We start from the raw sequence: 12878 nt of genomic DNA on the forward strand, positions 1-12878 counted from the left end.
GGAAACGTCAGGTGACGTCAGTTCGACTTCATCGCCGGTGCGGCCGCCGGTTGTGCGGCAGCCTGCGGGGCGCGGCCGACGATGACAGTCAGAAGGCCCTGGCCCCACAGCCGCTTGGCGGCGGCCTTGGCGTCGTCCAGCGTCACCGCGTCGACGATGCCGTTGCGCTTCTCGATATAGTCGATCGGCAGCTTGTCCTGCTGATATTGCAGCAGCGCCTGCGCGAGCTTGGAGGAGGTATCGAGCGCCAGCATTTGCGAGCCCTTGAGGTACGACTTGGCCTCGTCGAGCTCCTTTTGCGTCGGGCCTTCGTCGGCGATGCGGCGCACTTCCTTCTCGATGGCATCCATGGTGTCGCCGGCACGGTCGGCGCGGGTGCCGGTGTTACCGATGAAGATGGCCGAATGCTCCATCCAGAGCAGCGATTCAAATACGGAGTAAGCCAGCCCGCGCTTCTCGCGGACCTCGTGATAGAGCCGCGAGGACAGGCCGCCGCCACCGAGGATGTGGTTGACGACATAGGCCGCCATGAAGTTTGGATCGCTGCGCTTCACGCCGGGACCGCCGAAGGTGATCACGGTCTGCGGCACGTCGAGCGGCACGAACGCGCGCTGCGGCGGCTTTGCGGCCTCAACGTCGGCAACCGGCGTCAGAGTGGCCTTGGCAGGCAGGCTGCCAAACGTGTGGTCGAGCAGCTTGCCGAGGGTCGCCGGATCGACGTCGCCGACGACGGCGATCTTGAGCGTGTCCTTGGCAAGGTTGTGGCTGACGTAATCCTTCATGTCGGCGACCGTGATGGTCGGCACGCTCTCGAGCGTGCCGTTGGTCTGCCGTCCGTAGGGATGATCGCCGAACGTCATCTCCAGGAATTTTCGGCTCGCGAGCGAGCTCGGGTTGGTGGTCTCGCGGCGCAGGCCCGAGATGACCTGCGAGCGGATGCGCTCGACATCGGCCGTGTCGAAATGCGGCGAGGTCAGCGCGGACCGCAACAGATCGAAGGCCTCGTCCTTGTTGTCGCGCAGCATGCGCAGGCTGCCGCGGAAGGTGTCGCGGGTGGCGCTGAAGGAGAGCTCGATGGCGCGGCGGTCGAGCCGCTCATGGAACGTCTTGGAATCGAGATCGCCGGAGCCCTCGTCGAGGAGGTCGCCGACCAGATTGGCGACGCCGGGCTTGTCCTTGGGATCCTGCGCCGAGCCGCCGGCAAAGGAATATTCCATGGCGATCAGCGGCACGGTCGCGTCCTGGACGAACCAGGCCTCGATACCGCCCGGCGAGACCAGGTGCTGGATTTTTGCTGCCGCCTGCGAGGGCGAGACCGCGGCGAGCGCGAGTGCCGCGCCGGTGGCGACGGACAGCGCGAAGCGTCTGGTGAGTAGGAAGTGTCTTGCGTGAAGGAAGGGATGGGTCACGAACGCTTCTCCTCGCGCTTGGCGGTAGCGGTGTCCTTGATCAGATAGCCTGTCACCGAGCGCTTCTTCTCGAGCCATTTTTGCGCGGCTTGACGGACTTGCTCGGCGGTGACGGCGCGGATGCGGTCGGGCCAGCTTCGGATGTCCTCGATCGACAGGCCCGTGGACAGCGCGCCGCCATACCAGCGCGCCAGCACGGCCTGATTGTCCTGGGCGTAGATCGCTTCCGCGATGAGCTGGGTCTTGACCCGCTCGAGATCCTCGGCGCGGATCGGGTTCGCAACGATGTCCGCGATGACGCCGTCGATGACCTGCTCGATGTCTGCGAAGGTGACACCTGATTTCGGCGAAGCCGAGATCATGAACTGGGTCGGGTCGAGCGAGATGCTGGAATAGCTGGCGCTGGCGGAGACCGCGAGCGGCTTGTCGACGACGAGGGCGCGGTAGAGATAGGAGTTGCTGCCGCTGCCCATCAACTGCGCCAGCACGTCGAGCGCGGCGCTCTCGCCGGCCGCAGCCGTCGTGGCCGAGGGCACCAGGTAAAAGCGGCGAAGGCTCGGCTGTTCGACGCGCGGGTCGGACAGCGTGACCGTGCGCGGTGCCGCCGGCTCCGGCTCCTGCGGGCGGATGCGCTGCGCGGGGATCGCCGGCTGGGCCGGGATCGGGCCGAAATTGCGTTCGACCAGCGGGCGCACGTCGGCGGCCTCGACGTCGCCGGCGATCACCAGGATCGCGTTGTTCGGCGCGTAGAAGCGGCGGTAGAAGGCGAGTGCGTCCTCGCGATTGAGCTTCTCGATCTCCTGGTGCCAGCCGATCACCGGCCGGCCATAGGGATGGTTGAGATAGAGCGCGGCCATGACCTGCTCGTTGAGCCGCGCGTCAGGGCTGTTGGCGACGCGCATGTTGTACTCTTCGAGCACGACGTCGCGCTCGGGCAGCACATTCTCGTCCTTGAGGATCAGGCCGGTCATGCGATCGGCCTCGAACTCCATCATGGTCGGCAATTGTTCGCGCGGCACGCGCTGGTAGTAGTTGGTGTAGTCGACCGAGGTCGAGGCATTCTCGTTGCCGCCGACCCGGAGCACGGTCTGCGAGAATTCACCGACCGGATGCTTCTCCGTGCCCTTGAACATCAGGTGCTCGAGGAAGTGGGCGAGGCCGGATTTGCCCGGCGTCTCGTCGGCCGAGCCGACCTTGTACCAGATCATCTCTGTGACCACGGGCGTGCGGTGGTCAGGGATCACCACGACCTGCAGGCCGTTGCTGAGCGTGAAGCTGGCGGGCGGCGCGGACGTGACCGTCGTCTGGGCGAGTGCGCTGCCGACGTCGAGGGCAGATGTCGAGAGCAGCGCGGCGAAGAGGCAGGCAACCGATCGGTGTGAGGACATCACGATCCTTGTGAAAGCCCGGACCCCGATGTCCGGGCGTGAAAGCACGGCATGCTACACCGCGCGGTTTTGAGCTTCGGGTCACGAAGCAGAGAACGCGGTCAAGTTGTACTTAAAAATAGGTCATCTGCCGCGTCCGGCCTACACCGGACGATTGCGGCGAGTCGACGCCTGCGTGCTACGGGCAAGGAGCCTATTGCTCCTTTTCCTTACCCGACCTGACGTCGAAATAGGTCCGCCGCGACTTGTCCTCTCCGGTACCATAGGCATAGTTCGACGAAGGCGTCTGATATCCCGGCGGCGGCTCGGTCAGAGACTGGCGCGGCGGCTCGGACGTGAATTGCTTGCTCTCGTCCTTGTTGTTCGAAAACATCTTGAACAGGCCGCCGGTGTAGCCGAGCTCGGCCGGGCTCATAGCCGGGTGGTTGACGTTGGAGCCCGGCTGGACCGGATCATTGACGGTCTTGTCGGGGCCAACCGTCTTGTGGGCGTCCAATTCGGCCGGCGACAGCGGGCGGGCGTTTTGCAAGTACTCCGCTGCCTTGTTGCCCCCCTTCTTCCGCTGAGCGATAGCCTCCTTGCGGCGCTTCTCGTCGGGGTCCTTCGGCCAGTTCGGTGCGTTCGCAGCGTCGGCGCTGGCGGGCGGCGGCAGGTCGAGCTTGGGAGGCACCACCAGCGGCGACCGCTCGCGGTACTCGATGCCCTTCTTTTCCATGCTCCTGCCGCCGATGCCGGACATCAGGTTGTCGATGAGCTTCTCTTCGAAGGTCATGTCGTCGTCATCGTCGCCGTCGTCACCGGCGCGGACCGGGCCTGCCGACATCACGAGACCGATGCCAAGGGCGACGGCTGACAATTTCAGCGCCAGCCAAAGTCCCCGCCGGGCGTCTCGGCCTATCGAACCGCTGGTCTCGGAGCTGCGCATGCCTGTACCTGTTCCATATTGTGGCAGTCTTGATGATAAAGGTCTTGCCGCGTCGCGCGCGACCACTCCTCGCCAAGCAAGGTTCCGCCTCCGGCCCGTATCAGCCGGGATCAGGGCGCTTTTGCGGCGGGTACCCCCAGGAAGGAATCATACAATAGGGCCGCCACCCCAGCAACGATGGCCACGTCTGCCAGGTTGAAGACGTACCAATTATAGGTAATTCCGCCGATTTCGATGTGGAACAGGGCGAAATCGACCACCGCGCCATAGGCCAGGCGGTCGATGCCATTGCCGATCGCGCCGCCGATGATCAGTCCGAGCGCCACCGTGGCGAGCCGGGTCTGCGACCGCGCCATCCAGACCGCGAGCGCAATCACTGCGATGACCTTCACCGCCATTAGCGCGAGCTGCGCGGCCTGACTGTCATTCTGGAGCCAGCCGAAGCTGATCCCGATGTTCCAGGCCAGCACCAGGTCGAAGAACGGCGTCACCTTCACCACGCCGCGCCGGGCCAGGTCGAACCCATTCAGCAGCCAGAGCTTTGAGGCCTGGTCGGCCACGAGCGTGACCAATGCCGCGAGGATGCCGGCGCGGAGCGGAGTCATGGGCTGGGATCAGACGCTCACGCCCAACGCCTTCCATTCGCGCAGCGCCTTGGCGTCGCGCGGGGTGACGTCGGGATATTCAGGGTCCTCACCCACGGTCGGCGAGATCTTCCAGGAGCGGGCGCATTTGGTGCCGACGGCCTTCTCCACCACGACCGCGACGCCGGGCACGGCATCGAGACGGAATGCAGCGGTCGGCGCCTCGCCCTCACGCACCTCGTAGTTCGAGGTGATGCAGATCTCGGCGAGATCGGTGTCGAACAACGTCGCCAGCATGTCGCGGTCGGCGACATAGATCACGGGCGAGGCCTCGAGCGAGGAGCCGATGTTCTTGGCGGCACGTTCGAGCTCCAGCGCGCCGGTGACGACACGGCGGACGTTGCGGATGGTCTCCCACTTCGCGGCGAGCTTGTCGTCGCGGAATTGTTCGAGGCCTTCCGGGAACAGCGTCAAATGCACCGACGGTTCGGCATCGGGCTTGTACATGCGCCAGCCTTCTTCCGCCGTGAAGCTCAACACCGGCGCCAGCCATTTCAGGATCGAATTGCACAGCAGGTCGATCGTGGTCAGGGCCGCCTTGCGTGTCAGCGAGGATGGCGGATCGCAATAGAGCGTGTCCTTGCGGATGTCGAAATAGAACGCCGAGAGTTCGCTGTTCAGGAAGGCGGAGAGGGTCGCGACCACGCTCTTGTAGTCGAACGTCTCATAGGCCTTGCGGACCAATTCGGCGCGGAGCGCAAGCTCGTGCAGCATCAGCCGCTCGAGCTCGGGCATCTCGGCAGGCGCGACCGCGTCGGCCGGCTTGTAATGATGCAGCGTGCCGAGCATCCAGCGCACGGTGTTGCGCAGCTTGCGGTAGGTCTCGACCGTGTTCTTCAGGATCTCCGGGCCGATGCGCTGATCGTCGGTGTAGTCGCAGGACGCGACCCAGAGTCTCAGGATGTCGGCACCGGATTCCTTGATGACGGACTGCGGCTCGATGGTGTTGCCGAGCGACTTCGACATCTTGCGGCCGTCCTCGGCCTGGGTGAAGCCGTGGGTCAGCACGATGTCGTAGGGCGCGCGACCGCGGGTGCCGCAGCTCTCCAGCAGCGAGGAATGGAACCAGCCGCGATGCTGGTCCGAGCCTTCGAGATACATCACGGTGTCGGTGCCGCCGTCGACCTTGCGCTTGATGCCGGCGAGGCCGGGGAAATGCACGGGGTCTTCGAGCACGAAGGCGTGCGTCGAGCCGGAATCGAACCAGACGTCGAGGATGTCGTCGACCTTCTGCCAATCCTCGTTGGCACGCGGCCCCAGGAAGCGCTCGCGCGCCCCTGTCGCGTACCAGGCATCCGCCCCTTCCTTTTCGAAGGCATCGCCGATGCGGGTGTTGACAGCCTCGTCCTGGAGGATTTCGGCCGAGCCGTCGCCCTTCTCGCGGACGAACACGGCGATCGGCACGCCCCAGGCGCGCTGCCGCGAGATCACCCAGTCGGGGCGCGCCTCGATCATGCCGTTGATGCGGTTCTCCCCTGACGGCGGCACCCATTGCGTCACCGAGATCGCGTGCAGCGCGCGGGCGCGCAGCGTATCGCCGGGTTTGGTCTTGCCGTCGGCCGCGATGTCCTTGTCCATCGCGATGAACCATTGCGGCGTGTTGCGGAAGATCACCGGCTTCTTCGAGCGCCAGGAATGCGGATATTGGTGCTTGAGCCGGCCGCGTGCGAGCAGCATGCCCTTGTCGACGAGTGCCTTGATCACGGCCTCGTTGGCGTCGCCCTTCTCGCCCTTGTCATTGATGACGCGCTTGCCGGCAAAGCCCGGCGCGTGGTCGGTATAGGCGCCGTTCTCGTCGACGGTGTAGGGGATCGCGCTGTTGATGCCGCGGGCGTCGAGCTCGCGGGTGCTCGCTGTCCAAACGTCAAAGTCCTCGCGGCCGTGGCTGGGCGCGGTGTGCACGAAGCCGGTGCCGGTATCGTCGGTGACGTGGTCGCCGGAGAGCAGCGGCACGATGAAGTCATAGCCGCCGGCGAGGCCCTTCAGCGGATGGGCGCATTCGATCGCGTCCATGGTGTCGCCGGGGATGTCGCGCACCTTCTCAAAGGCCGTGACGCGCGCCTGCTTGAAGACCTCTGCGGCAAGCGCGTCGGCGAGGATCAGCAGATCGCCGGTCTTGGCCCAATTGTCGGCCGGAGCGTCCGTCACCTTGTAGAGGCCATAGGCGATCTTCGGCGAGAACGAGATGGCGCGGTTGCCGGGCAAGGTCCAGGGCGTGGTGGTCCAGATCACGACACTGGCCGAGGCCAGCGCGCCATGCGCCGGCGAGGTGACCGGGAATTTCACCCAGACCATGTCGGACGTGTAGTCCTCGTACTCGACCTCGGCTTCGGCGAGCGCGGTCTTCTCGACCACGCTCCACATCACGGGCTTGGAGCCGCGATACAGCGTGCCATTGGCGGCGAACTTCATCAGCTCGCGCGCGATCTGGGCTTCGGCCGGATAGTTCATGGTGGCGTAGGGATGAGCCCAGTCGCCGATCACGCCGAGACGCTTGAACTCCTCGCGCTGCACGTTGAGCCAGTGCGTGGCGTAGGCGCGGCACTCCTTGCGGAAATCGATCATCGCGGTGCTGTCGCGGAAGTCGGGCTTCTGCTTGCCCTTCTTGCGATAGTTCTCTTCCTCGACCTTCCACTCGATCGGCAGGCCGTGGCAATCCCAGCCCGGGACGTAGTTGGAATCGAAGCCGAGCATCTGCTGGCTCTTGGTGACGAGATCCTTGAGGATCTTGTTCAGCGCCGTGCCGATATGGATGTTGCCGTTGGCATAGGGCGGGCCGTCATGCAGCACGAACTTGTCGCGGCCCTTCGCGCTCTCGCGCAGCTTCTCGTAGAGGCCGATCTCGTACCAGCGCTTGAGAATCTCCGGCTCGCGCTGTGGCAGGCCGGCGCGCATCGGGAATTCGGTCTGCGGCAGGAACAGGGTTTTTGAATAGTCTTTAGCTTTTTCGGACATCAGGCTGACTGGCTCGGAATGGCGCGGGAACGGATGGCGATGCGGAATCGCGGGGTGAGACGACAAAATCCCGGTCTTGCGCCGAGCCGGAGCTCAGGCGGAAGCCGGGCCGCTAATCCCTATGATGCGCCGCGCAAACATGGGCTCTCCATAGCAGGGGGCCAGGGGAAGCGCAAAAGGTAGAAGCGCAAAGGTCCGGCGGGCCGGCTTTGGGCCCTTAATCGACGGTCCCGAGCCGCGGAAACGCGTCCGGGGCGGCCGCCAGCATGGCGCGGGCGCGGGCGGAATCGTCGTCCATCTGACGGATCAGGGCCTCCAGGCTGTCGAATTTCAGCTCCTCGCGGATGAAGCCGATAAAGGCGCAGTCCAGCGCCTGCCCGTAGAGGTCGCCCTTGAAGTCGAACAGGAAGATTTCCAGCAGCGGCGCGCCATTATCAAAGGTCGGGCGGCGGCCGAAGCTTGCCACCCCCTCCAGGCGCTCAGGCCCGCGGCCGACCCGCACCGCATAGATTCCGTGCTTCAGGCCGCAATTGGCATCGAGGCGGATGTTGGCGGTGGGATAGCCGAGGTCGCGGCCGCGCTTCTCGCCATGGATGACCTCGCCGGTGATGAACCAGGGCGCGCCCAGCATGGTGGTGGCCTCGTCGATGAGCCCCTCCGCGAGCGCGATCCGGATCGCACTGGAGGAGACCGGCCGCTCGTCGATATCGACATGGGGCTGCACGTCGACCTCGATGCCGAGCCGAGGGGCTTCGTTGACCAGAAGGCCGGGCGAGCCGACGCGTCCTTTGCCGAAATGGAAGTCGTAGCCGACCGCAATGCCGCTGACGCCGAGGCGCCCGATCAGCTCATGGTGAATGAAGTCTTGCGCGGTGGTCCCGGCGCGGGCCTTGTCGAAGGTCATGACCACGGCGCCGGTAAGCCCGGTCCCGGCCAGGAGCCGCAGCTTGGCCGGCTCGTCCGTCAGGCGGAATTGCGGGGTGTTGGGGCTGAAGAACCGCCGCGGATGCGGCTCGAAGGTCAGCGCCAGCGCAGGGCGGCCATGCGCCCGGCCCATTTCCAGAGCAGCTGCAATGACGGCCCGGTGCCCGAGATGGACCCCGTCGAAATTGCCCATGGCGACCACCGCCCCCTTCAGGATGGCAGAATCCGGCGTGGTATCGCGGATAACGGTAAATTGCGGGGCCATCAGGGGAATTCTCAAGCCGGCGGGACCGGCCGGGACCGTGGCGTGACCCGGCCGATGAAGTCAAGCGTTAGGGGTTGGCCGCACTGAACGCGATTTCAATTCATCGGGGCGACCCCAGTTAACGCGCTGTTTAACGCCTTGGTGCTAGTCCTTGAAACGTGGAACCGCGGGCTACGGCCCGGCAGGTTCGATTATAGTATTTCCTGGGTTTGCGTTGGGGGAGTCGAGATGGCGGTTGATTTGTCGATGTCGGTTCTGGTGGTGGATGACTACAGCACCATGATCCGTATCATCCGGAATCTGCTGAAGCAGCTTGGCTTCGAGAATATCGATGATGCCAGCGACGGTTCGGCGGCGCTGAACAAGATGCGCGGCAAGAAGTATGGCCTCGTGATTTCCGACTGGAACATGGAGCCGATGACGGGTTACGACCTGTTGCGCGAAGTGCGGGCAGATCCCAACCTCGCCACCACGCCTTTCATCATGATCACGGCGGAATCGAAGACCGAGAACGTGATCGCGGCCAAGAAGGCCGGCGTGAACAACTACATCGTCAAGCCGTTCAATGCGGCGACGCTGAAGACCAAGATCGAGGCGGTCTTCCCGGACATGGCGAGCGCGTAAGCGCGCGATCTACGTCGTCTGCTGAGTTTGGAAAGCCCGGGCGCTTGTCCCGGGCTTTCTGTGTTTGCAGCGACGACGGCTAGGCCGTCACCACTTCAATTCGCGCATCAGTGCCTTCGGCGGGTGGCCGAACAATTCCGTCACTGACTTGGGATCGAGCTGGTCGAGACCTTCGAACTCCTCGGCATGGATGCCGCGGGTGACGAACAGACAGTCAATGCCGAATTCACGCGCGCCGGTCAGGTCGGTGCGGACGGAATCGCCGATCGCCAGCACCTTCTTCCGGTCGATTGGGTGGCCCTGGCGTTCGCCGGCCAGCCGCATCGCGCGCTCGTAGACCGGCCGGTGCGGCTTGCCGTAGAAGATCACCTCGCCGCCGAGCTCGCGATAGAGCTCGGCAATCGCGCCGGCGCAATAGATCAGCCGGTCGCCGCGCTCGACCACGATGTCGGGGTTGGCGCAGACCAGTGTCAGCTTGCGCTCGCGCGCCTTGAGCATCATGCCGCGATAATCTTCCGCGGTCTCGGTCTCGTCGTCAAAGAGGCCGGTGCAGACGATGTAGTCGGCCTCTTCCAGCGGCGCGGTCTTCGCGTCGAGACCGCGATAGATCGAGTTGTCACGCTCTGGGCCGAGCCAGAACATCTTGCGTCCGGGATGCTCGGCGACATAGAGCCGCGTCAGGTCGCCCGAGGAGACGATCGCGTCATAGGTCTCGTCGGCGACACCGAGCTTACGCAACTGCCGCTGCACGGAGTCGGCCGGGCGCGGCGCGTTGGTGATCAGGATCACCGTACCGCCACGGCTGCGATAGGTGTGCAGCGCCTCGCAGGCCTCGGGGAAGGATTCCAGTCCGTTATGGACGACGCCCCAGATGTCGCTGAGCACGACCTCGACCCCGTCCACGAGCTCGCGCAGGCCTTGTGCGAAATGCAGCGTGGTCATGATGCGTGCGGCCGATCAGATGCGGCGCGCCAGCGCTGCGTTGCCGGTGATGCGCGATGACGGGGCGGCAGGCGCCGCAGCTGATGTTGCGCTTGGGCTGGGTGTTCCGGAGCCATTGGATCCCTGAATGTCCTGCGCCGGGTTCGACGCGGCCCCGCCGGTAGCAGATGCCCCCTCGGGCCGCAATGGCCGGGGAGGCGCGAATAGGAAGCCCTGGCCGAACCGCACGTCATAGTCGAGCAGATCGACCACCGCGCGCTCGCCCTCGATCCGCTCCGCGATTAAATCGATGCCGAAGCGGCCGAGCAGGTCGGACAGGTCGGAGGGATGAATGTCCGAGGTCGACGCCTGCTTCGGGTCGAGCAGGAGCGAGGCCGGGACCTTGATGAAGCGCACGCCGCGGTCGGCGAGTTCGCGCGGCTCGATCCGCAAGTCGGTGACATGGTCGATCGAGAAGCGGAAGCCGCGTTGCGCGAGTGCCGCGAGATTCTCGGTCTCTGCAGGGCCGAGGCCGCGGAAGGTCGACTGTTTGAACTCCAGCACCAGCGACGGCGCGAGCGCCCGGTTGGCCTCGAGGAAGTCGAGGCATTGCGCGAAGGTGGTGGAATTGCCGAGCGTCGACGCCGCGACGTTAGAGAACACGCCGACATCCTTGTTGCGCACCATCAGCCGGCGCAACACCTGGACACAGCGCAGCAACACCATGTTGTCGATGCGTCCGATCAGCCCGGAGGCCTCGGCGATGCTGATGAACTCTTCCGCCGCAATCAGCTGGTCGCGCTCGTCGCGCACCCGGGTCACGGCCTCGTAGAAGCGGACCTTGCGCTGCGGCAGCGTCACCATCGGCTGCAGGAAGATGTCGATCCGGTTCTCGTCGATGGCGTTGCGCAACGTCGCCAGCATCTGGGTCTGGTTGCGGCCGCCGGCCGTCGAAACGGCATTGGCGGTCTTGCTCTGGACGGCCGGCGCCGTCGGCCGCGGCGGAGCAGGAATCGGCGGAGGAGCCGCCGGCCGCTCCGCGAAGGGCGCAATCAGGTCGATCGGCGCTTCCGGCTCGAGCCTGGCGACCGGAGCGGGGGACGGCGCGTGACCGGCCAGCAGGTCCTCATGGGTCGACACCGTGGCGGCAAGCTGCCTGATCAGCCCGCCGAGTTCGTTGATCTCGCCGACCACCGACTGGACCCGATCGGAATTGGTCGAATTGGACGAGGCGATGCGGCCCTCGACCGCGGCGAGCCGGCGGCCGAACTCGGCCACCTGGCGGGCGAGGTCGGCGGTGCCGCGCGACAGGTCGGCGATCTGGCCGCCGACGTCACTGCGGTCGCGCAGCCGCATCGAGACCGCGTTATAGAGGATCAGGAAGGTCAGCGCGGTCAGCGCCACGATCGCGGATTCGGTTCCGCTGATGCCGGCGACCGCGTAGAGCACAAGCCCGAGCGAGGCCGCGACCAGAACCATGCAGATGGCGATGAAGATCGTCGAAATGCGAATCATGCCGCGCGCCACGCCTCAAGAGCTGATTGCCTCACCCGGGAAAACACGGGCTGCAATACGCACCCGTCGCGCCTCATGCTCCCCAAGCCGCTTCACCCTAACATCATTGTTGATTCGAGGGGATAGTTCAGCTCCGCCCCGAACATGACCACGATGGCGGACATCCACATCATCAAGCTGATCGCAACCCCGAGCGAGCCATAGGTCGCGCTGTAATTGGCGAAGGCTTGTCGAGCTGCTCGCTGTGCCCCGCACACATGTCAGGCGTCCAGTCCGTGACGGTCGGGGGATGAACGTGGCGGGATTTGGCTTGTTCCGCCGGAGCGGGCTTGCGCCTGGCGGATCAGCCGAGATCGGCGGCCGCGATCCAGAACACCTCGCCCTCGGAGTCCTCGGTGTCGAGCCAGAGCAGCGGCAGTTCCGGAAAGGCCTCGTCGACCAGCTCGCGGCCGCGGCCGATCTCGCAAAGGAGACCGCCATCGGGCGTGAGATGGTTGGGCGCTTCGTGCAGGATACGGCGGACCACGTCGAGGCCGTCCAGGCCGCCGTCGAAGGCAAGCTTCGGCTCGGCCCGGCATTCCGGCGGCAATGCCGCCATGCCTTCCGCGTCGACGTAGGGCGGGTTGGTGATGATCAGATCGTATTTGTTGGCGCCGAGCGGCGCGAACAGGTCACCCCGGTGGAGCGTGATCCGCTCACCCAGCCCATGTTCCCCGACATTGCGCGCGGCGACTTCCAGCGCGCCCTTGGAGATGTCGACGGCATCAACCAAGGCATTCGGGAAATGATACGCGGCGAGGATCCCGAGACATCCCGATCCCGTGCAGAGATCGAGCACGCGCTCGACGGCCGTGGGATCGTCGATCAGCGAACCCGCTTCGCCGTCGCCGCCGAAATGCGAATCCAGCAGCTCGCCGATGAAGGAGCGCGGAACGATGACGCGCTCATCGACATAGAACGGCAGGCCGCGCATGTAGATCTTGTTGACGAGATAGGCCGCCGGTTTGCGCGTCGTCACGCGCTTATGGATGAGGTCGAGCAGGGTCTTGCCTTCCGCTGATGTGACGCAGGCATGGCCAAAAATCTCGAACTGGTCCGGATGCAGGTGCAGGGCCTCGCAGACCAGGAAGACGGCTTCCGCGACCGGATCGGTCGTGCCGTGGGCAAAAGAAAGTTTCGCCTCGACGAAGCGGCTGACCGCATAGCGGACGAAATCGATCAGGGTGAGCAGCTCGCCGCGGCCGACCTTCGCGAGTTTTGGCGCGGCGCGGCCGCGCGTGGTCTTTCTCACAGCTCTTGCCATCAGGA

The 12878-nt window shown here is 65.1% G+C and carries 10 protein-coding genes and 1 pseudogene; 1 reads left to right on the plus strand and 10 read right to left on the minus strand.

All coding sequences use genetic code 11. From position 1 onward, the window contains the following. Window positions 1-17 precede the first annotated feature (17 nt). From ACLFLU_RS06645 to ACLFLU_RS06670, 6 genes are all read right to left on the minus strand, one after another. Window positions 18-1409: a M16 family metallopeptidase gene (locus ACLFLU_RS06645; RefSeq protein ID WP_426411517.1), complete on the minus strand. Its 1392-nt coding sequence runs from the start codon at window positions 1407-1409 to the stop codon at window positions 18-20. Further along, a complete protein-coding gene (locus ACLFLU_RS06650; protein ID WP_426411518.1) occupies window positions 1406-2797 on the minus strand; it encodes a M16 family metallopeptidase in 1392 nt (463 codons plus the stop codon). The genes ACLFLU_RS06645 and ACLFLU_RS06650 overlap by 4 nt, the downstream gene beginning before the upstream one ends. 193 nt (window positions 2798-2990) lie before the next feature. Beyond that, entirely contained in the window at window positions 2991-3722 is a 732-nt protein-coding gene (locus ACLFLU_RS06655) for a hypothetical protein (protein ID WP_426411519.1), read from the minus strand. A gap of 110 nt (window positions 3723-3832) precedes the next feature. Then, the gene (gene lspA, locus ACLFLU_RS06660) at window positions 3833-4327 is read right to left on the minus strand and encodes a signal peptidase II (RefSeq protein ID WP_426411520.1); all 495 of its coding nucleotides are present in this window, start codon (window positions 4325-4327) and stop codon (window positions 3833-3835) included. A 9-nt stretch (window positions 4328-4336) separates the two neighbouring features. Then, entirely contained in the window at window positions 4337-7321 is a 2985-nt protein-coding gene (ileS, locus tag ACLFLU_RS06665; protein WP_426411521.1) for an isoleucine--tRNA ligase, read from the minus strand. A gap of 217 nt (window positions 7322-7538) precedes the next feature. After that, window positions 7539-8510, minus strand: coding sequence for a bifunctional riboflavin kinase/FAD synthetase (locus ACLFLU_RS06670; protein WP_426411522.1), 972 nt, complete (start codon window positions 8508-8510; stop codon window positions 7539-7541). A 228-nt stretch (window positions 8511-8738) separates the two neighbouring features. On the opposite strand from ACLFLU_RS06670, the gene ACLFLU_RS06675 reads away from it, so the two are divergent. Beyond that, window positions 8739-9134, plus strand: a complete 396-nt coding sequence (locus ACLFLU_RS06675; protein ID WP_007596883.1) for a response regulator — start codon at window positions 8739-8741, stop codon at window positions 9132-9134. A gap of 87 nt (window positions 9135-9221) precedes the next feature. Here the strand turns inward: ACLFLU_RS06675 and ACLFLU_RS06680 are convergent, their stop codons facing one another. The 4 genes and pseudogenes from ACLFLU_RS06680 to prmB all read right to left on the minus strand — a co-directional run bounded on the left by ACLFLU_RS06680 (window position 9222) and on the right by prmB (window position 12873). Then, a complete protein-coding gene (locus ACLFLU_RS06680; RefSeq protein ID WP_426411523.1) occupies window positions 9222-10076 on the minus strand; it encodes a TIGR01459 family HAD-type hydrolase in 855 nt (284 codons plus the stop codon). A gap of 15 nt (window positions 10077-10091) precedes the next feature. Then, on the minus strand, window positions 10092-11570 hold the full coding sequence (locus ACLFLU_RS06685) for an EAL domain-containing protein (RefSeq protein ID WP_426411524.1): 1479 nt from the start codon (window positions 11568-11570) through the stop codon (window positions 10092-10094). Window positions 11571-11662: 92 nt separating this feature from the next. Next, window positions 11663-11794 (minus strand): annotated as a pseudogene (locus tag ACLFLU_RS06690) (ribonuclease BN); the annotation flags it as partial. A gap of 119 nt (window positions 11795-11913) precedes the next feature. Beyond that, window positions 11914-12873, minus strand: coding sequence for a 50S ribosomal protein L3 N(5)-glutamine methyltransferase (prmB, locus tag ACLFLU_RS06695; RefSeq protein WP_426411525.1), 960 nt, complete (start codon window positions 12871-12873; stop codon window positions 11914-11916). Window positions 12874-12878: the final 5 nt, after the last annotated feature.

Source organism: Bradyrhizobium ganzhouense (genome assembly GCF_049949285.1).
Taxonomy (GTDB): Bacteria; Pseudomonadota; Alphaproteobacteria; order Rhizobiales; family Xanthobacteraceae; genus Bradyrhizobium; species Bradyrhizobium ganzhouense.

Bases quoted from the DNA above. Each gene is read 5' to 3' on its own strand.
- ACLFLU_RS06650 (WP_426411518.1), bottom strand. From the start codon at position 2,797: ATGTCCTCACACCGATCGGTTGCCTGCCTCTTCGCCGCGCTGCTCTCG.
- ACLFLU_RS06655 (WP_426411519.1), bottom strand. From the start codon at position 3,722: ATGCGCAGCTCCGAGACCAGCGGTTCGATAGGCCGAGACGCCCGGCGG.
- lspA (WP_426411520.1), bottom strand. From the start codon at position 4,327: ATGACTCCGCTCCGCGCCGGCATCCTCGCGGCATTGGTCACGCTCGTG.
- ileS (WP_426411521.1), bottom strand. From the start codon at position 7,321: ATGTCCGAAAAAGCTAAAGACTATTCAAAAACCCTGTTCCTGCCGCAG.
- ACLFLU_RS06670 (WP_426411522.1), bottom strand. From the start codon at position 8,510: ATGGCCCCGCAATTTACCGTTATCCGCGATACCACGCCGGATTCTGCC.
- ACLFLU_RS06675 (WP_007596883.1), top strand. From the start codon at position 8,739: ATGGCGGTTGATTTGTCGATGTCGGTTCTGGTGGTGGATGACTACAGC.
- ACLFLU_RS06680 (WP_426411523.1), bottom strand. From the start codon at position 10,076: ATGACCACGCTGCATTTCGCACAAGGCCTGCGCGAGCTCGTGGACGGG.
- ACLFLU_RS06685 (WP_426411524.1), bottom strand. From the start codon at position 11,570: ATGATTCGCATTTCGACGATCTTCATCGCCATCTGCATGGTTCTGGTC.
- prmB (WP_426411525.1), bottom strand. From the start codon at position 12,873: ATGGCAAGAGCTGTGAGAAAGACCACGCGCGGCCGCGCCGCGCCAAAA.